The 19,658-nt window shown below is 40.6% G+C and carries 24 protein-coding genes; 6 read left to right on the top strand and 18 right to left on the bottom strand.

All coding sequences use genetic code 11. The annotated features are described in order from the left end of the window. Positions 1-193: 193 nt before the first annotated feature. The 17 genes from glyA to ACG3M1_RS01015 form a co-directional block, all read right to left on the bottom strand. Complete coding sequence (gene glyA, locus ACG3M1_RS01095; protein WP_008818199.1) at positions 194-1,423, bottom strand: serine hydroxymethyltransferase; 1,230 nt, start codon at positions 1,421-1,423, stop codon at positions 194-196. Positions 1,424-1,471: 48 nt separating this feature from the next. After that, the gene (locus tag ACG3M1_RS01090) at positions 1,472-1,846 is read right to left on the bottom strand and encodes a phosphate-starvation-inducible PsiE family protein (protein ID WP_002606903.1); all 375 of its coding nucleotides are present in this window, start codon (positions 1,844-1,846) and stop codon (positions 1,472-1,474) included. A gap of 16 nt (positions 1,847-1,862) precedes the next feature. After that, complete coding sequence (locus tag ACG3M1_RS01085) at positions 1,863-2,591, bottom strand: DUF5131 family protein (protein WP_008818198.1); 729 nt, start codon at positions 2,589-2,591, stop codon at positions 1,863-1,865. Positions 2,592-2,602: 11 nt separating this feature from the next. Continuing rightward, complete coding sequence (locus ACG3M1_RS01080) at positions 2,603-2,932, bottom strand: hypothetical protein (protein WP_021420417.1); 330 nt, start codon at positions 2,930-2,932, stop codon at positions 2,603-2,605. A 1-nt stretch (position 2,933) separates the two neighbouring features. Next, a complete protein-coding gene (rpiB, locus tag ACG3M1_RS01075; protein WP_008818196.1) occupies positions 2,934-3,374 on the bottom strand; it encodes a ribose 5-phosphate isomerase B in 441 nt (146 codons plus the stop codon). A gap of 538 nt (positions 3,375-3,912) precedes the next feature. Next, positions 3,913-4,416, bottom strand: coding sequence for a signal peptidase I (locus tag ACG3M1_RS01070; RefSeq protein WP_008818195.1), 504 nt, complete (start codon positions 4,414-4,416; stop codon positions 3,913-3,915). Beyond that, positions 4,409-4,588, bottom strand: coding sequence for a hypothetical protein (locus tag ACG3M1_RS01065; RefSeq protein ID WP_008818194.1), 180 nt, complete (start codon positions 4,586-4,588; stop codon positions 4,409-4,411). Before ACG3M1_RS01065 ends, ACG3M1_RS01070 begins: the two co-directional genes overlap by 8 nt. An 85-nt stretch (positions 4,589-4,673) precedes the next feature. Next, on the bottom strand, positions 4,674-5,318 hold the full coding sequence (locus ACG3M1_RS01060) for a hypothetical protein (protein WP_008818193.1): 645 nt from the start codon (positions 5,316-5,318) through the stop codon (positions 4,674-4,676). 228 nt (positions 5,319-5,546) lie between these two features. Then, a complete protein-coding gene (locus tag ACG3M1_RS01055) occupies positions 5,547-6,152 on the bottom strand; it encodes a SipW-dependent-type signal peptide-containing protein (protein ID WP_009270181.1) in 606 nt (201 codons plus the stop codon). A gap of 1 nt (position 6,153) precedes the next feature. After that, complete coding sequence (locus tag ACG3M1_RS01050) at positions 6,154-6,537, bottom strand: hypothetical protein (protein ID WP_374102557.1); 384 nt, start codon at positions 6,535-6,537, stop codon at positions 6,154-6,156. 306 nt (positions 6,538-6,843) lie between these two features. Continuing rightward, on the bottom strand, positions 6,844-7,683 hold the full coding sequence (locus tag ACG3M1_RS01045; protein ID WP_009270180.1) for a MucBP domain-containing protein: 840 nt from the start codon (positions 7,681-7,683) through the stop codon (positions 6,844-6,846). Then, positions 7,676-8,383: a hypothetical protein gene (locus ACG3M1_RS01040; protein WP_008818189.1), complete on the bottom strand. Its 708-nt coding sequence runs from the start codon at positions 8,381-8,383 to the stop codon at positions 7,676-7,678. The genes ACG3M1_RS01045 and ACG3M1_RS01040 overlap by 8 nt, the downstream gene beginning before the upstream one ends. Before the next feature lie 23 nt (positions 8,384-8,406). Then, positions 8,407-9,045: a hypothetical protein gene (locus ACG3M1_RS01035; RefSeq protein ID WP_009270179.1), complete on the bottom strand. Its 639-nt coding sequence runs from the start codon at positions 9,043-9,045 to the stop codon at positions 8,407-8,409. A gap of 167 nt (positions 9,046-9,212) precedes the next feature. Further along, complete coding sequence (locus ACG3M1_RS01030) at positions 9,213-9,629, bottom strand: hypothetical protein (protein ID WP_008818187.1); 417 nt, start codon at positions 9,627-9,629, stop codon at positions 9,213-9,215. Positions 9,630-9,635: 6 nt separating this feature from the next. Further along, positions 9,636-10,853 carry a BTAD domain-containing putative transcriptional regulator gene (locus ACG3M1_RS01025; protein ID WP_008818186.1) on the bottom strand — a complete coding sequence of 406 codons (1,218 nt, stop codon included), beginning with the start codon at positions 10,851-10,853 and terminating at the stop codon, positions 9,636-9,638. A 74-nt stretch (positions 10,854-10,927) separates the two neighbouring features. Continuing rightward, entirely contained in the window at positions 10,928-12,115 is a 1,188-nt protein-coding gene (locus tag ACG3M1_RS01020) for an AfsR/SARP family transcriptional regulator (RefSeq protein ID WP_008818185.1), read from the bottom strand. Between the two features lie 183 nt (positions 12,116-12,298). Then, positions 12,299-12,913 carry an L-threonylcarbamoyladenylate synthase gene (locus ACG3M1_RS01015; protein ID WP_008818184.1) on the bottom strand — a complete coding sequence of 205 codons (615 nt, stop codon included), beginning with the start codon at positions 12,911-12,913 and terminating at the stop codon, positions 12,299-12,301. A 215-nt stretch (positions 12,914-13,128) separates the two neighbouring features. Between ACG3M1_RS01015 and ACG3M1_RS01010 the strand changes: the two genes are divergently transcribed. From ACG3M1_RS01010 to ACG3M1_RS01000, 3 genes are all read left to right on the top strand, one after another. Continuing rightward, positions 13,129-14,553 carry an amino acid permease gene (locus tag ACG3M1_RS01010; RefSeq protein WP_395814699.1) on the top strand — a complete coding sequence of 475 codons (1,425 nt, stop codon included), beginning with the start codon at positions 13,129-13,131 and terminating at the stop codon, positions 14,551-14,553. 284 nt (positions 14,554-14,837) lie between these two features. Continuing rightward, positions 14,838-16,154 carry a M18 family aminopeptidase gene (locus ACG3M1_RS01005; RefSeq protein ID WP_008818182.1) on the top strand — a complete coding sequence of 439 codons (1,317 nt, stop codon included), beginning with the start codon at positions 14,838-14,840 and terminating at the stop codon, positions 16,152-16,154. Positions 16,155-16,160: 6 nt separating this feature from the next. Beyond that, positions 16,161-16,817: a hypothetical protein gene (locus ACG3M1_RS01000; RefSeq protein ID WP_008818181.1), complete on the top strand. Its 657-nt coding sequence runs from the start codon at positions 16,161-16,163 to the stop codon at positions 16,815-16,817. 229 nt (positions 16,818-17,046) lie between these two features. Here the strand turns inward: ACG3M1_RS01000 and ACG3M1_RS00995 are convergent, their stop codons facing one another. Further along, positions 17,047-18,033, bottom strand: coding sequence for a PD-(D/E)XK nuclease family transposase (locus tag ACG3M1_RS00995; RefSeq protein WP_008818180.1), 987 nt, complete (start codon positions 18,031-18,033; stop codon positions 17,047-17,049). Positions 18,034-18,214: 181 nt separating this feature from the next. Here ACG3M1_RS00995 and ACG3M1_RS00990 point away from each other — a divergent pair, with 181 nt between their 5' ends. The 3 genes from ACG3M1_RS00990 to ACG3M1_RS00980 all read left to right on the top strand — a co-directional run bounded on the left by ACG3M1_RS00990 (position 18,215) and on the right by ACG3M1_RS00980 (position 19,535). Next, on the top strand, positions 18,215-18,778 hold the full coding sequence (locus ACG3M1_RS00990) for a C39 family peptidase (RefSeq protein WP_395814694.1): 564 nt from the start codon (positions 18,215-18,217) through the stop codon (positions 18,776-18,778). Beyond that, positions 18,751-19,020 carry a C39 family peptidase gene (locus ACG3M1_RS00985; protein WP_395815412.1) on the top strand — a complete coding sequence of 90 codons (270 nt, stop codon included), beginning with the start codon at positions 18,751-18,753 and terminating at the stop codon, positions 19,018-19,020. Before ACG3M1_RS00990 ends, ACG3M1_RS00985 begins: the two co-directional genes overlap by 28 nt. Before the next feature lie 212 nt (positions 19,021-19,232). Then, positions 19,233-19,535, top strand: a complete 303-nt coding sequence (locus ACG3M1_RS00980; RefSeq protein ID WP_395814691.1) for a YjdF family protein — start codon at positions 19,233-19,235, stop codon at positions 19,533-19,535. Positions 19,536-19,658: the final 123 nt, after the last annotated feature.

The raw sequence follows: 19,658 nt of genomic DNA, 5'->3' as shown, positions 1-19,658 counted from the left end.
GTGCAATTGAAAACTCTTTTTTCCTTCCTTTTCTCAACATACCGCCTTATGACATACAGGATCCGGATAGACTCTTCTTTGTGTACATAACCTACACGATTATGCACTATTTGCAGATTTACAATACTTATTCTAGTGCTTGCAAACTGTTGAAATGGGAGCAGACTCAAGTCCGCTCCCATTGCATGTTTTCTTATTTCTCATTCGGCAGCGGAAACTGAACGGTAAGCGCACGCACTTCCTTGCGCACTTCTTCACGCACTGCTTCATCCTCTGCATTTTTCAGCACACGGCTGATCCATAAGGCAACCTGACGGAATTCATTTTCCTTGAAGCCTCTGGTTGTCATTGCCGCAGTCCCCAGTCGGATACCGCTTGTCACAAACGGCTTTTCTGTTTCAAATGGAATCGTGTTCTTATTGCAGGTAATTCCTGCTTCATCCAGCAGCTTCTCCGCAAGCTTTCCACTCATGTTCAGAGAGGATTTCACATCAACAAGAATCAGATGGTTATCCGTTCCGCCGCTTACAATGCGAAAGCCTTCTTCCTTCAATGTATTGCTCATGACTGCACAGTTTGCAATTATCTGTTTTGCGTACTCCTTGAACTCCGGCTGCATAGCTTCCTGCAGACATACCGCCTTAGCCGCAATGATATGCATCAGTGGGCCGCCCTGCATACCCGGAAACACCTTTTTATCCAGCAATGCCGCATGCTCTTTTTTACAGAGGATCAATCCTCCGCGAGGTCCGCGCAGTGTTTTGTGTGTCGTCGTTGTCACAAAATCTGCATAAGGTACCGGGCTCGGGTGTTCACCTGCCGCTACAAGTCCTGCAATATGAGCCATATCCACCATGAAATATGCACCGACTTCATCCGCAATTTCACGGAATTTCGCAAAATCAATTACTCTTGGATAGGCACTGGCACCGGCAACAATCAGCTTCGGCTGTTCCTTTAATGCGACTCTGCGCACCTCCTCATAATCGATCGTTTCACTGTCCTTTGTTACACCGTAATCCACAAACCTGTACAACGTTCCGGAAAAGTTTAAAGGATGTCCGTGTGTCAGATGACCTCCTGCCGTCAGATTCATCCCCAGTACGGTATCACCTGGCTGTAAAACAGATAAATATACGCCCATGTTTGCCTGAGAACCGCTGTGCGGCTGCACATTGGCATGCTCAGCGTTAAACAGCTGCTTTGCCCGCTCTCTTGCGATTTCTTCTATCTCATCAACATGTACACAGCCTCCGTAATAACGCTTGCTCGGATAGCCTTCTGCATATTTATTTGTCAGTATGCTTCCGGCAGCCTCCAGTACATCCCTTGATACATAATTTTCTGATGCGATCAATTCGATATTATACAGCTGGCGCTCTGCTTCTCTTTCAATGGCTTCCTGAATTTTCTTATCGTTCATACGCTACCTCCGTTTAATGCCTCTATTTTACCACAGATTTTTATATTGTCATTTCTTTTGTTCTGCGTTCATCAGGAAATATTTCTTTACAACAAAAATCAGTGCCACTGCCAGCACTCCTACCAGATTTTCCATGGCACTTTCATGCGATATAATGATCTGACGGGCAACCGCATACAGCAGTACCTCGATTACTGATTCCGGTGTATGCAGAATCAGCATCTTTACAAATTCCACCCCGACAACCAGAGTCAGTGCCTTTTCCAGTATAGCATCCAGCTGAAAGCTCTGATTCATAAGAGACTCCGCCCCAAAGCATACCGTTGCCAGCGTTGATATTGCGATGGCGATCATTAACAACACGGCAATCACAAGCTCAACGGCCTTCATCATTTTAACAAGTCTTGTGTTGATTTTGTGCATGTCTTCCTCCTTAGCATTATAAGATAATTTCCGGATTCAGGTTGATATCCGCTTTTTTAGCCTGCAAATGCTGCTGTCTGCGCGGTATGCGGTAATGAATATTGTCCTTCACAAAATTTGCACCGGTCTGTTTAAACCAGAAGGATATGCCCTTTTCCTCACACTGCTTGCGCAAATCGAGAATCCACTCATACCGGCAGACCCTTGCCTGTGGTCCGCTTTCTCCTCCAACGATCAGCTCTTCAATGCTATCATCCAGCCAGGGCCTCAGGTTTAAGGGCTCCAGCAGCGGTTCACATACCACATACTTATGACGCAGAGGTGCTGCCTGATAAATGGGAAGACGATACGCTGCGCGCTCCATCGTTTCCACCGTACAGGCGATTCCCACATGATCCCATCCCGTTCCCCAGTCATACGGAATGCATTTCATCAGCCTGTCGATCCGCTTTGTAATCATAAAGAAAAATAAATCCCTGCGCTGTCGCATGATATTCCATGCTTCATCTCTCCATACATCTGCTTCCTCTACAAAAAAATCGCTGGTAAAACAGGTATAGACGATTTCATCGGATGCTATCTTGTATTCACCTTTGCGATTTTTGTGCAAAACTTTATCAAAGTCCTTCAGACGGGTAACAACACCGGTTTCTTTGCCATGTCTTTCGTCCATCCGGTATACATAGCAATGCTCACATCCGGCACTGATCTTATGACAGCCATGCCAGGGGTTCCAATTTGCCATAGACTTCATCCTCACCTGTATGTATGCAGGACACTGCCATCCGCAGAAAGCTGCTGAAGACTCTGCTCTGCATATCGAAAGCAGAGAATACCGCCGTGCCTGCGCAGTCTGACATGAAATTTCCAGATATCCTGTTCCATCTCATCACAGCTGCTGATATAACCGAATACCTTTCTCTGCCCTTTCTGAATGGAAACGACACCGGAAAGACATATTTGTATGATTTCTTCATCTCCATGCCAAACCTTATAAAAGGGACAGGCAGCCTGACGCTGCTTCAAACGGTATCCGTATACATACAGAACGGCCAGGGACAGCAGCATTCCTGCAGTTTTCCTCATATTATTTTTCCAGAGCCATTACCTTGTCAATTCTTCTCTGGTGGCGCTCATCATGGGAAAACTCGGTATTTACCCAAACACGTACAATTTCCTTCATCAGCTCCACACCGATAATTCTTTGTCCCATCGCCAGCACATTGGAGTTATTGTGCTCTCTTGTCAGTTTGGCACTAACCGGATCACTGCAAAGCGCACAACGGATTCCCTTAATCTTGTTGGCGGCAATGCTGACACCGATTCCTGTTCCGCAGATAACGATTCCCTTATCGTTTTTACCATCCGCAACACTCTGTGCAGCCGGTCCTGCGTAGTCCGGATAATCCACAGACTCACATCCATGACATCCGAAGTCTTCGACCTCATGTCCCATTTCCGTTAACATTTCCTTCACGATTTCCTTATACTCAAAAGCACCGTGATCACAAGCTACCGCTATTTTCATATACAGTTCCTCCTCTTATAATATCCTTTCTCATTATAACATACAGCAGACAGAATGTAAGCAGCCTGAGAAAACAAAAAACTATAAAACAAGACGCAGGATCGATTGATATCATTACAGAAACAATTACCTAAATTGAATAGGTTATTCTGTGTCTCTTTAAAACTTAAAATGTTTCAATTTACTATATATGTTATATGCATGCATATTAAACCAAGGAATCCATAATTCAGCAAATAATTACCCAGCACTATCAGTATTAGATTTGATTCCTGATAAGCTAATCTGCTTACTGCCGCTTCTACTACTGAGATAAGAAATCGATATTTTTCTGTATTCACAAGGTGACCTACAGACACAGAATTAAAGAGGCAGAAAAATGACCGCCTCTTTTTCTATTGCATAAAATAGCACTTTATTATAATTACAATATTTTTCTAGCATTCTTACAATCCAATAAAGACATACCGCATCAAACTCTTTTGCTTTCTATTTCTTGCATACCTATAAACCTTTGATACAATTGCAAAGATTATATTCATTTCTTTTGCTTGCAATGATTTTTCCTTGTTGATGTATACACAAGTAGCCAAAGGATTATAATCATCGCCACAATAAATGTTTCTAGTGCAATTCCTGTTGAGGAAACAAGGAAGCTGTATAAATAACCTAAGACCGGTACACTGCCTGCCACCCTTCCGATGAGACGCTCATAAGCAACACCTGCCGCATCCTGATAATCATTGTGATCCCCTTTTGTAATAAATTCCTTATCCTTCGTATTATTAGCTACAACTCTATGTGTGGCAAGCTGACCGCTTTTTACATCAAGACGAAACGTAATGACATCGCCTACCTGAATCGTCTCCGGTGCACTTTCTTTTACATAAATCAAGCTGCCGACTGAATATGCCGGTTCCATACTATCTGTTAGTACAGCATAAGGTATAAACCCAATCACTTTAGGAATCAGAAAGGGAGCTATCATTAACAAAAGGATTCCCAGCAAAACATATGCCGTTCGATTAAGTATATTAATCATTTTCATCCCCAGGCATAGTAGAATCGATTATTTTAATCAATTCCAACGCACTTCGAAAGCATATTTCTTTATTGGTATCCACCCACGTCAACGTACCCTGCCAGCTGTGATTCTCTCTGTTTTTTATATCAACAATGAAAGTTGCTTTTTCGCAATTGTTTTTTTCATCCATTTCATCATCTCCTGTTATTAGAATATCACATTAAAGTCACATACAGGTAACAAACATATATAAATGAGTAAAATTCATTCTTCTATTATTCAACATGATATCCCAGCAAACCCAATCCTTCTGCTTTTACTTCATCATAGTTATCTTCACCTGCCACCTTTGACTGTACTGCGGATGCTTTTACTTCTATATCACTCAAACTAACCAGCTCAGAATTATCTTTATTTATTATATTAGCGACCGTTACAGAATCAAAAACCGGTGTAAGTCTTGTATTTTGCTTTGATGCCTTTACTGATTCAGGTTGTCCATCCTTTACATAGACATAGTAGGAGATATCATCTATTTTATCAATAAACATCCATTCATCAGATATATTCAAAGAAAGCAATTCTTCAGAGGGATTTTTAACACTTACAAAAACATAGCAATCAGGTGAATTAGCTAAAATGGTAACGGTAGGATCTTTATGCAAAACTTCCCCTGGAAGAACATTTAAGTAATCATTACCTTTATCTGATCCTGCAATCACACCGTTTTCTTCAGTAACCGTATGCAAATTTTTATCAATGCGGTCCTCATCAAGCTGCATGCTTATACCATTGGAAAATGTAAAACGATTGTTCAACTGCTCCGTATTAGAAGTTAAATATGCTAATGTTCCACCAACCCCAATCAGTGCCAATAATATTATAGATAAACATAAAGTTATAATTTTTTTTCTATTCATGTCCATACACCTCATTTAATCACTATCTTTTTACAAATATACTATACCTTTATCCGGTCACATGATGGTAATACAAGATAACATTAACAAGCCACATGATATAAAAAGTAATCTTTCTCACAGGATGTTATTTGACACTATAAAAGGCAGTGCATGTTCGACATTTGCACTGCCTTTTTGAAACCTATAATGCTTTAGAGCACACCTCAATCATCATAAAATCCTACGTTAATTAAGAGACCCCTTATACGCACTCCATATTTTCAATGCATTTTCATTATTGAATTTATTATTGGAATCCATTGCACTTAACTCATTTCCATCAGCATCCCACACAACTGCCTGAACTGCCTCCTGATATAACGTAATCTCGAAATCAGATACGTTTTTAAACTCTTCTTTAATCTTTCCATCAGCATCAAGCAGACCATTTACTTCAGTAAAGAGCGGATCAGTAGCCTTACCTGGTGATACAATACCCAGATAATACCAAAAACCATCAGAATTATTATATCTCCAACTCTCTGTTTTATAATTTATTCCATTATTTTGGGATAGATAATCAGCAATTACCTTAGGCGAGACAGTTACTCTCATCCTGATAATGCAGTCATTGGATCCTATGTTTTTAACACTCGGATCTTTTTTTATATTACTACCTTGAATTTCTGGATTTTCTTCGATTTCTGTTTCAATTTTACCTACTGTGAATGTATTTTCTAAATTATTTGTACTCGAAGTTAAATATGCATACGTTGTGCCAATGCCGACAACTGCGATAATGAGGACTATAAGAAGAACTATTTTTAGCTTTATTTTTTCAAAACACTTCATTCTATTGTTCCTCCTTTTCTACCGCCTTTAAAACATTCTGAGATATTCTGTAAAGGTTAAAATCACTTGTATTATCCAGTAATTTATCTTGCGTTATACTTACTTTACCATCATCTCCAATACGGAATCTATTTTCAATTACATCAGTGTGTGAAAACAGCTCTTCCTTTACAAGCTTATTTTGAAATTTAACAACCGCTGTTTTATTCTCTTCATTTATAACAGCCTGCTGCACAAGATCGCCAACACATACATATCGCAGTGTCTCCATTTCCGTAACAACATATTCTCCATATGGAAGATCTTTAACAATGGCACTACCGTTCAAAATCTCATGCAGTCGAATGGTGCGATAATAAATCAAAGACCCGTCTTTTCTTTTTATTTTAAATATAAGTATTCAGCAATCCTTTTCCCACATTATTCATAATTCTTACATTTGCCCTTAGTAACACCTTCTGTCTGTTAGGTAAGACATTTTAATATGGATAGAATCATCAAACTGTTGGAATATTACAAAGTCAAACATATAAAGCATCTTAATTTATGATTCTAGTTAACAACGCAGAATTCAATATTGCCTGATCCACACATATGCGACCTTTAAATAATAAAAATTGAGGATATATAATTTCAGCAACCATATATATCCTCAAGCTAAATCTTTGACTTGTATTTCCAGAAAATTTCTTTACTGCGAAGCTTCTTTTTCCTTTTTACGTCTTTTGAATAACAAGAATAGAAGAATAGCAAGCAAAGCTGCACCGCCTCCAGCTGCGTACATCATCATTTGACGGTTTCTTTTCGCAATGGCCTGTGGTGTTTCGCCTTCTCCCAAGACTGTTTCTTCCTCTTGGCTGCCATTTTCATTAACATCTTCACCATTGTTATCTATATTGTTATTTTCGCCATTATGTAAAGTATTGTTATTCTCTATCCCCTGTGTATCATTTGTACCAACTTGATTATTTGTACCAGCCTGATTATTTGTATTTGACTGACAAGGTACTACTTCATCAGGATTCGTCAAAGTATAAACAAATAGTATTTCTAATTGATCTTTTACTACAGCATCCTGTTCTGCGGTTTGATACGTATAACCGGGAATTGTCTTTGCTCTTGCCGTTACATTACTTCCTAACTCTCCCAGCATAGTTTTAGGTGTGGCGATATCCACCTTATTCTCATCAACGTAACGAATCGTATACGTTACCCCATCAATGACAACAGCGTATTTAGCTACATATACCATTTCCCCTGTTACTTTAGAACCAACGCTGGGCAGCTGCTTATTCCAACCAACAAAAACATACCCCTTTTCGACCTGTATATCCGGTTCATCAGGGAATACATCATCTGAAGATAGGCGATATGATGCTTCTTTATTTCCATTGATCGTTCCATGAGCACCAGCTTTAAAAACAATTTCATATTCTGCAGCATGTACACGAATACTGAATAACGGGAACATTACCATAGCCATAAGCAGGCAGCATGACAATATCTTGCATAACGTTTTATTCTTAATCATTCTGTTCACTCCTTCGACTGCGTACTTTTATAATAATAAGTAATATCAATCCGATAGCACTTGCGGCAAAAAAACCGAGAATTAAACCTATCGTTGTTGGATCACCTGTATTCACTCCTGGTATTTTATTGATCACAGGTATTTTTTTCACAATATTTGCAGCCTGTTCAACAGGAGCTGAATTCATGTGTTCGACTGAAAAAATAAAACGTAAACGCCCTTCTGTATCCTGATACGTATCATTCATGGAATCGCCATCAACCTGTAATATAAAATCAATGGTCGCTGTTTCACCTTTTTTTATTGATCTTAACAGATAGTTGGTTTCCAAAGAATTCATATTCGCCTTTGTTACACCACCGATTCGTCCGGTATAAAAGCTTTCGTTATTCGTTACAAATTCCACATTATAAGCAACATGTCCGTCGGCAACGGCTTCCCCCAGCGGATCTGTATATTCAGCTCTCACATAAAACTTTAATTCCTCTTCATCATTGTTTGTCAGTGTAATGCGCTGTACCCTTTTTTCACCCGGCATCATATTCTCATATGCGCTTTGCTGTTCATAGGTTATAAATTTCTCACTATCTCCCTCGAAACTTAATCCTGTTTCAGCAGCAGATTCAGCAGCCTGAAGTGATGTTATGGAAAACAGTACAGCCAGCAAAACGGCTGTGATTATTCGGAAACCTTTTTTCATAGTAATCTTTCTCCTTCTTGCATCTAATCCACTACGGAAGTAATACTTCCTTCTTCATCAACAGAAAGCTCTACACCCCATTCAGACAAAGCAGCCTCTGCTCCGGCTATACTCTGAATTGCATCTGCATCATAAGCAATATGTATACGATAATCGGCATATTCTCCATTCTTTATCTCGTGGCTAATCTTTATTGCATCTACTAAATTCGTGGTTTTTCCACCCTTTTCCAATGGTAGCTTATAATAGAAATAAACGATTTCCGAATTTGAATTATCAGCATCATCAATAATGATCCACTTGGAAGTATCTTCTGTGATCAGTTTGATTTTAGAAGCATCTGCGTCCACCATTTTTTCATTATCCTTATTTACCCAGTATTTTGTAACAGCAACACGGGTATACAGGGAATGATCCCTTTTATTTTCTACATAAACCCTATCCTTAATTTCATCCCCGGACATGGAAGAACGAATCTGAAAACCGTTTTCTGTCTTTGTTATTTTTTCCTTATCCATATCCTGCACAAGTTCAATCCCAAGATTTCCGGCACTTATTTTAGCACTGATATCTGTCTGTGCGTGAAAGAATGCCAAGCTTCCCTCATATACAAATATTGCGAGTAACACAACGGTTGTGACCACCAGCATTATTTTTTTCATATCATCATATCCTCTCATCATAAATATTACACCCTACTACTTTACGATATAAGTATAATAAAAACAAGTAACAAGGCAGTCACACGAAGCAAACTTATTCTACAATAAAGAAAACAAGCTGAAAAAAACAGCCTGTTCACTTATGTTTTATTCCTCTAAAGGGAGGTTTATCTTACAACAAGGAGATGCATCAATTCAAGAATGCTTTTAAATTCTCCTATTACTTCTTCATCCTTTTTTACAATCCCCTGCCAATCGCTTTTCCGTCTTGTCATAATAATGATATCATAAGTAGCATAGGCACCATGCTGTTCATATATATAAGAGCAATCCTCTTGTATATGCAAATTCTCGATTCTCAAATATTTTTTTTCTTTATTAAACGTTCTTTTTTCCTGAAAGGATTGCGGCTTTCCAACAAAATCCAATATTTCCTCCGTTAAAATGATAAAAGATGTGAAATTGTGAAAAGAAAACCCCTTTTTTCTGATACAGCTAAATAATGTACCATCAAAATCATCCTGTTGTGGCTCATGCAAGCATATCCGTACGGCATTTTTAGGATAGTATCTGTGATCATTCATAGTATTTTATCCTTTCAATGTATCATTTTCGAACAACTGCAGCTCATCGTAAGTATAATCTAAATCAATGAAGCTGTATTTATTGGCTGATTCATATTTATTCTGAATACGCTCAATCACCTGCTTTGCATTCTCTGCATTACAATTATGCAGCATGAATATAAACTGAGATCCACTGTATTTTGAGATCACATCTCCACTTCGCAAGCTTATACAGAGAATCTCCTTTAATGTATTCATTTCTTTTGATAACATATGCAAACCTTCCTGCGAATGCGGATCAACAAATTTTTTCGGTTGCAATGTCATCAATACCACATATTCCGAAAACCCTTCTCTCACCATTCTACGCAATTCCAGATGATAAATCTCTTTGAATACACCAAATTCACAATAAAACGCCTTTTCAATTTTTTCCTCAGCTATGCTGTTTTGAATAACATCCAGATTCGAGCTTACCTCATTGTTATTTTTCAGCAGCATCATATATGCCTTTTGAAGAAATTGTGATTGCTTAATACCTAAACGTTCATATAATAGCTTGCTGGCTGTATGATATTGTTCCTTTGCCAAATCATAATGATTTAAATACATCAATGAGGAAATAAACAGATATTGCATTTCATCATCCAAGGGATCCTGAATGAGAGCATCCTTGCATAATCTATTCATTTTTTCATATTCCTGTTTTCCTTCAAATCTGAAGGCCAGCTGCTTCGCACAACGCAAATATATAGAATGATAATATGTAGAAAGTGATAAGACCCATCGTTTTGAGCTTATACTTGCTAAAAATTTACCCTCATACATCGTCAGACAATCAAACATTTCTGTCAGTTCTTCGTACGAATACTCCCTGTCAGTCTTTAATTTTTTATCCAAATCTTCAAATTTATCAGTATCCAGCTTGATTTTAAATGATGTATTCCAGTAATAGGAGCCTTTTCCTGTAATAATCATATCTGTTTTACCAAACACCTTTTTTAATAGGGTTCTCAGCCTGTACATCAGATTCTTTAATGCACTCTGCGGATTACTGATTTCCTCATCATCCTCCCAAAGCATATCATTTAATTCCGATGATGATATTTTACGGTCGTTATAAATCAGAAAATAAGATAAAAGTGTAACAAGCTGGCTGGAACGCATATCTGTCTCATCCAGGTGTATATCACCATAATTTATTTGCAAATTTCCAAACAGGAATGCTTTGATCACTTCCATCTTCTTTCCCCTTTCATAAGATAGGAAACTCCCATAATAATTACAATAACTTCATTATACGCTTAATATACTTATCATTCAATATGTTTATATTCATATGCCAGTTCAGATTCAACTATCGTTTTTTTCTGTTCAAATCTATCCATGATCCGGCTGATAGCCCTGTCACACCCCTCCATCGAGGTTGTCGCAATAATCAGGGAATACTGAAACGGACTGCATTTCGTAAACACATCGTTTTTTCTCAGCTCTGTCGTTATAACATCGCGCAGAATATCCGACTCTCTCTGCTGAGCCTCTTCCTTAACACCCTCCGGCTGCCGCATGGTCAACAGCACCAGATAACGGGAACGGGAGGATCGTCTCGCAGAACGCAGATTCATCTGATAAATATTTTTAAATACATCAAAATCGCAATAGAAGGTTCCTTCATTTCGGACATGCTCCTTCAGCTGCTGCTCCAGCTCATCCACATCAACCGGATTGCTGGCAATACACTGTACAACCTCAGCATAAATTTCTCTGCAGAGCGGTGTTACCTCGATCCCCAGTCTTCCGTAATACATATCGGTCACCTTGTGGTAATACGAAATCGCCAGCGAATACTGATGGGTCTGTCGATATGCCTCCAGCTTGTATTCATGAATATGGTTATTCGCATAATGCTTAAAGCCCAGAATATCACACAGCTTGATTACTTCATCATAATATTCTTTATCCATCAACAGCTTGCAGCTGCGGTTGGTTGCCCGCATCAGATTGTTGTCATAATAGGTTTTCTGCAGCTCCACCCAGTCCTGCGTATGAAATTCAAACATGAAGTCTTCCATATAATTGCTGAGCAGCTCTTTGCAATACTGATAAGAGGCTTCCGGTGCTTCCTCCTCTTCGATTTTTTTGCACAGCTCATCCATCTGCACGATGTCAATCTCACATGGTATTTCAGAATTCCATGCATACGTATTGCCTTTTGACAGAATAAAGGAAAGCTCGGGATTATCCGGATAAAATTTCTGCAATTCCTTTCTTGCACGATACACAAGATTGCGCAAGGCACCCTCCGGCTTATCCGATTCATCTTCCTTCCACAATATTTTAATCAGCTTTTCCTTGGATACCACCGTATGCCGATACATCATCAGATAGGCGATCAAAAGGATCAGCTGTGTACTCTTCTTTGTTTCCTGCGGAAACCGGTAATTCTTGTTTTCCATATAAAATTCACCCAGCAGATGAATTTTCAATATATTTTTCTTTCTCATAGGATGTCCTCGTTGCTTTCTATGATTTCATTTTATCACAAATCCATCTCATGAAAAGAGGGCTGAAAAAAAATCAGAAATCATGAAAAAACAAAGCCATTAACGGACAGTGATTTTCATTTTTTCTGATTTTCCTATTTATCTTGACAATATAACTATATGAAATTCAGCAGAAGCTATCCCTTATGCGTTATGTAACACCTTTTTGATATCATCCGCAGAGATTGGGCCTTCACGGACAATGCGCGGTTCTTCTTCGCTCATATCTACGATCGTGCTCGCCAGCTTGCCTTTTGCTTCTCCTAAAACAATCGCATCAATTCTGCCGTCCAGCTGTTCCAGCACCTGCTCATCCCGAACACCAGTTTCCTCTCCGGAACGGTTGGCACTCGTTACCAGAAGCGGCTTTCCGCATTCCTTAATCAGACGCAGTACAAACGGATCATCCGGCATTCGGATTCCCACGGTAGGAAATCCGTTCGTCACATAATCCGGCAGCGTCTCCTGTTTTTTCAAGATCATAGTGAATGCTCCCGGCATAAAGGCATCCGCCAGTGCCACAGCTTCTGCAGGCATTTGTGCGATACACTTCATCTGCTCCACATCCGCAACCATGGTGGGAATCGGCTTATTCTCCGGACGTCCCTTGCTTTCCTTCAGTTTGCGCAAGGCTTCCTCATTCTCATAAATGACCCCCAGACCAAACACCGTATCTGTAGGAAATGCCACAACCTGCCCGTTTTTCAACAGCTCTGCAACTTCCTTTACATCCTTTTTATCAAACCGTCTGGTTTCCATGTTCATCATTTCCTTTCTGTTTATCAGCATTGTAGCACAGAATTTCCACAAAACATACAGTGGATAGAAAATGATGGAAAGTTAATGGAGAATCATAAACAAAATCTGGAAATTGTAGTATATTTTGCGAACAAAATGTTGAAAAATCATGGAGTTTATGAACTACCTATGGTATGATAGCTAGGCTCGACATTTATATTCTAAGGAGGGTAAAAATGGAAAGTTCAAAGAAAATAGTCTGGTATAACCTTGCGTTTATGGCATTTTCTACCGTTTGGGGTTTTGGAAATGTATTAAACGGCTTCGTATACTTCAATGGTATTCAGGTTATATTCAGCTGGATTCTGATGTTTGCTCTGTACTTTGTGCCGTATGCGCTCATGGTCGGAGAACTGGGATCAGCATTCAAAGACTCCGGTGGTGGAGTCAGCTCATGGATCAATGAAACAATTGGTCCGAAATTCGCCTACTATGCCGGGTGGACCTACTGGGCATGTCACATTACATACATCGCAAGTAAAGGCAGCGGTGGACTAAAAGCACTTAGCTGGGCAGTGTTTCGCAATGCGGAAACGTATGACACATTTCCAACCGTTTATGTACAGCTGGGTACGCTGGCAGTCTTCCTGTTCTTCTGCTGGGTCGCAAGCCGCGGTTTAAATCCGCTGAAGAAGCTGGCGACGATTGCCGGAAGCAGTATGTTCATCATGTCCATACTGTACATTCTGATGATGTTTGCCGCACCGGTCATCAATCCAAACGGCGGCTTTGTCACTCCGGATTTCAGCTGGGACAATATCTTCCCGCAGTTTAACCTGCAGTATTTTACATCGCTGTCCATTCTGGTGTTTGCCGTGGGTGGCTGTGAAAAGATCTCCCCTTATGTTAATAAGGTGGAAAATCCAAGCAAGGGCTTCCCGAAGGGTATGATTACACTGGCAATCATGGTTGTTGTATGTGCCATTCTGGGTACGATTGCAATGGGTATGATGTTTGATCCTGCCGTAATTAACGGAACACAGGAATCCTTTAATTCCTATGTATCCAACGGCTCCTACTGGGCATTCCAGAAGCTGGGCGGCTACTATCACATGGGAGATGCACTGCTGATTATTTATGCATTGTGCAACATGATCGGTCAGTTCTCAACTCTGGTATTAAGTATTGATGCTCCGCTGCGTATGCTGCTGGACAACGAGGAAGCCAGAGAGTTTATTCCATCCGGACTGCTTAAGAAAAACAAATATGGTGCTTATATCAACGGAATCTGGATGGTTGTCATTCTGTCCGGAAGCATTATTCTGATTCAGTCCTTCGTGCCTGGTGCTGCCAGCGTGCTTGCACAGCTGAACAAGCTGAATTCTGTCACTATGCCTATGCGGTATCTATGGGTATTTGCCGCCTATATCGCACTGCGTACGGCACGAAACAAATTTCAGCCGGAATACCGGTTTGTTAAGAATCAGGGAGTCGCTATGACCTTTGGTATCTGGTGCTTTATTCTGACTGCAGCATGCTGTATCATGGGTATGTATACACCGGGAGACATGTTCACCACAGCACTGAATGTCATCACACCAGTCGTACTGACAGCGCTTGGTATGATCCTGCCGGTTAGCAAAAGAAACGAAAAGGCATAAACCTTAAGACAAGATCAGCCGGTCTTGTCTTTCTTACTATTGGCTCATCCTATGCATTCTACCTTTTCCCTTTACTGCTCACCCTTCATGCAGGAGGAATGTGGTAAATCGTCTGAGAGGTTAGCATAGACTCCAAAAAATATTTATAGAAAATGCTGTGCACAGGGTATGATTTCCTTGCAGGAAATCCCCCTTCCGCTGATCTGGTATATCATTAGGCATGTTTACCCCGTAAGCATACCATGCTATACTGTACGTGTAGATTACAGGAGGATAAATCAATTATGTATAAAGATATTGCGAACGAATTACTAAGCTTCATTCAGAAAAGTCCAAGCTGTTTTCATGCAGTGAACACTATGAAAGATATGCTGCTGGAAGACGGCTATACGGAATTACGGGAATGTGAAGCCTGGACGCTGGAAAAGGGCGGAAAATACTTCACTACAAGAAACGGCTCCAGTCTGATCGCCTTCCACATCGGAAGCAGTCTGGAGGATTACCACTTTCAGGTTACTTCATCCCATTCGGATTCACCAACCTTTAAGGTTAAGGAAGAAGCAGTGCTGAAAGGAAAGGGCGGCTATCTGCAGCTGAATACGGAAGGCTATGGTGGTATGCTGTGCGCAACATGGATGGATCGCCCGCTGTCTTTAGCAGGACGTGTTCTTGTGAAAGAAGGAAATACCTTTACAAGCAGGCTGGTAAGCTTTGACCGTGATCTGCTTCTGATTCCCAATGTTGCCATTCATATGAACCGTGATGTAAATAACGGCATGAAATATAACAATCAGATAGATATGCTGCCGCTGTTCTCAGCCGGAGAATGCAATGAGGGTGATTATGCCCAGCTGCTTGCCGATGAACTGGGCTGTGCAAAAGAGGACATCTTAGGGACAGACCTGTATCTGGTGAACCGCATGGCCCCAAGCATTTGGGGAGTGAAGGAGGAATTCATCTCATCACCGAAGCTGGACGATCTGCAATGTGCATTCACATCGCTGAAAGCCTTACTGCACGGGACAAATGAACAAGCAGTCAATGTGTTTGCCTGCTTTGACAATGAAGAGGTCGGTTCCGGAACCAAGCAGGGTGCATGCTCAACCTTCCTGTATGATGTTCTGCAGAGAATCAACGACAACCTTGGTTACACAAAAGAGGATTACTACCGTGCTGTTGCGAAAAGCTTCATGGTATCCTGTGACAATGCACATGCAGTACACCCGAATCATCCGGAAAAGACAGATGATACAAACTGCACCTATATGAATAAGGGAATCGTTGTGAAATTCAGTGCGAATCAGAAATATACAACCGATGCAGTCAGCTCGGCAGTCTTTGCGGGAATTTGTGAAAAAGCAGAGGTTCCTGTTCAGCATTTCGCTAACAGAAGTGATGCAGCAGGAGGCAGCACACTTGGAAATCTCTCCAGTCAGAAGGTATCCATGCATACTGTGGATATCGGACTGGCTCAGCTTGCCATGCATTCCTCCTATGAAACCGCAGGTATCAAAGACAGTGAGTATATGATTCGTGCATTGACAACCTTCTATAACACCAATCTTCATATTACCGACAGCGAAACGATTGAGGTCGCATAGGTCTCCATGAAAAATCAAAGCAGTCAGAAAAAAATTCATATTGACAATCTCTACCTGATGAAAAAGCTGGATGAGGATTATCATAAAGAATTTATGCGTTTCTATGACTATGTACTGCACAGCAATACATCCGATGCGGATATCAATATCATTGTTAATACCGCCCTCGAACAATGTCTCGAGGGCATGAAAAACAGAAAGAAAGCAACGCTGGTAATTCCCAGGGATCTGAAAGAATATACGACAAAGCTATCCCGTGGCAATGTATATAAGGATATGAAACGAAAAATACGCAATCAGGATTATGAGAAAATGCAAATCAGCAGTATCTGGTATGTATTCTCACTCTGTATCGTGCTGTTCTTCTTTAAAAATCTGATGGACCAGAAATTTATTGTGAATTATCTGGTAGATGTCATCGTTGCCTGTGTCGCTGGTGGAATTGCAATGAAAAATTTCCTGATACGCAAAAGAATCGTAAAACGCTACCAGTTCGGCAGCTTCTATATGCGTATGGATATCATTGCAATTGTCGCATGTGTATTTATAAAAATAGTAACACCTGCCGCATATGCTAATTTTGATATTACCTATCTTCTGCTGGTGATTTCCTTTTTCATTATGAAACGGAAAATCAAGCCGCAATTCGAAGCAGTGATATAGCAGACATGAAAAGCCCTCAGCAAATCATTGTAATTACGCTGAGAGCTTTTTTATCGAAGCCGTAAAATAAATAGACTGCAAGATACGTATGAATTTGTAAAAATTTTCGTATTGCATCTGTTGATTCCTTTATTATAAATATGCTGTTTATGAATTCTTTCGGTTAGACACATAAATAACCATTACTTTGTACAGACATAAGTATAAAGGTGCTGTTTATGAAGTATTCTTATATGGTGTTGCGTCTATTTAATTGTTTTTTAACTGACTCCAAGGTATCACATTCCAAAAGCAGATTGGATACGATATGCAGTTGATCCTCGGTTAATGACTGTAGCCATGCTGTACAGTCTTCCTGAAATTTGGCTTCCATGAGCCTATGTAAGAGTTGTCTCTCTCCTTCAAGCTTACCTTCGATTCTACCTTCGATTTTGCCTTCAACCTTACCTTCTGCTTTACCTCTTATGATACCTTCCTTCATTCCCTCCTCAAAGCTGTCCTCCAAGCCGTAGCGATAACGTGCCTCTCCCATCTGAATCGCCATTGCGGTTGACCACAGCTCGTCATCCTTCTGCATTTCCTCGTACTTGTTCATGAATACCTTCACCAGCCTTTCCTTTGATTCCAGTATATCATTTTTCGCATTGTTTTCAAACAGGAAGCACAGCTGTTCAAAGTCATCCATCTGCTGGATGGCTTTTTTCTTAGCGATTTCATTGATAACAGGAAGATGGATGTAGGTTCTTCTAATCAATGGATGTTTACTCTCATCTTCTCCCTGCTCATTGCGCATTCGATAGTGGTTGATCAGATTTTTATTATTCCATGCGCGTTTTTCAATGAAAATAATCTGATATACCGGCTTTAAATCCCTGTACTTCTCACTGCAGTCCAGCTGGTTGTTCAATGCTCTGGCCCCATAAAATTCAAAGCGCATCATTTCCGCTACTCCTGCATAGGTCGTCTGCATTTCCAGATTAAAAAAACGACCTTTCTCATCCTTCACATGGACATCCAGAATAATGCGCTTCTTTCCGATGATGCCCGGATCCAGATTCGGATTGAGGACGGTGCTTTCCTTTACCTTGATTCCGGTAACACGTTCAATAATGGTGTTGCGGGCGTACACAGAGCCTTCATCCTCACGGGAAAGGGCGTACTTGAAGAATACATCATTGCAGTAATCCAATACAGTATTTGTTTTCGTATTTTCCATGACGAAAACCTCCTTCTGTAAGCTCATCATCACTTACATACTTCTATACGTTAAGAACGTATGAAATTCCTAAAAAATCCACATATTCTTGATTTTTTTAGGTTCTGATTTCTTTATTGCAGTGAAATGAAATATATACTATCTCTGCCTCGTATAGATAATGAAAGGAGAACGTACCTGTATGAAACGAACCTACAGCAGTATCCTTATTCTGTTAACTAGTATCATTGTTTTTCTATTTGCATACATTATGCGCACAGCGTGCACACAGATACCGGTTTACGGAACGAGTTCCACCGGCCTATCTGCACAGCATTTTGACAGGAACGGCGCTTTTGCAGCTGCTGACAGACAAAAGGAAGGTTCTCTTATGGAAAGTGATACGGAGAACATGCCTGAGAAACGTGAACAGAGCGAAACGGATGATGAACATAAACAGAATAAGCTTCCTATTGTTCAGAGTATGCAGGAAACTTCATATTACTGTGTACCGGCCTGTATACAGATGGCACTTCGCTATCACGCTATAGAAAGCACCCAGCAGCACCTGGCACAGCAGCTTCATACAGATCCTGTAACCGGAACGGAATATGTGGATATGGCAAGAGTCTTAAACAGCTACCTGTTTCCCGGCACTAGCATACCCTCAGCTGATGAGCCAGGCTATCATGTACAGACACTGTCGCCAGACGACCACACGCAGGATGCTTCCGATACATTTTCACGCCGCTGTGTACAAATATAGATGACGGATATCCAGTTTTTGCCGCAGTTGATTTAAATGCTTTGTATCCTGCACTTGCACATGCAAACCATATGGTGATAGTGATCGGTTATGAAAAAAATAAGGATCAGATTACGTCCTACTACATCATTGATCCATATCCGCCTGTTCAGGATGAGGTACACAGGGGGTTGAAGCAGTTTACTGCTCAGGAGCTGGTACGTGCCATCCTGGTAAATGAAGAACCTGCCTATATATGGTGATTTCTTAGAAGGCCTGCAGGAAAAGATTCTTGAACTATACTACTTTAAAACTATACAGCACGGATAATCTGTTGACGATTGCGTTCACTCCTGATAGTATAATAACGGAATAAAAACACAGTCTGGTTGGTAGTCCAGACGCAATGAGAATTGTCAGTAACCTGCCTCCTTGGTTGTCCGTTTCCTTATGAAGTATATAAGGAGGAAGCATTATGAATCAGACTTCGCTAAGCTTTACTGTCTTCTTTGAAGACCCTTTCTGGATTGGCTTGTTTGAATACCGTGAACAGCAGCTGCTGTATTTGAAGCGAATCGTACTTGGAAGTGAACCCAGTGAACAGGTGGTATATGAGCTGAAAGGCTGCTGGTATTCCATCAGTTTTCAGGCTCCTGTGGAAACCGTGCGCTCAAAGGCAAGCCATCGAAATCCCAAACGCATGCAGCGTGAAGCCCGCAAGGCACAGGATACAGGGCTTTCCCTTACAAAATCACAGCTTGCAGTAAAACAGCAGTAGGAGGAACGCGCAGAGCTGAAAGCTGAAAGACGAAAGGAGAACAGAGAAGGACAGAAGGAAGCGTTTCGTCTGCGGCAGATGAAGAAAAAGGCAAAGCATAAGGGCCGTTGACCCTTTACGTTA

This window comes from Clostridium sp. 10cd*, from assembly GCF_044336395.1.
Classification (GTDB): Bacteria; Bacillota_I; Bacilli_A; order Erysipelotrichales; family Erysipelotrichaceae; genus Clostridium_AQ; species Clostridium_AQ innocuum.
Note: the sequence above shows the minus strand (reverse complement) of the source record. Positions and strands in the feature narration are given on the sequence as shown.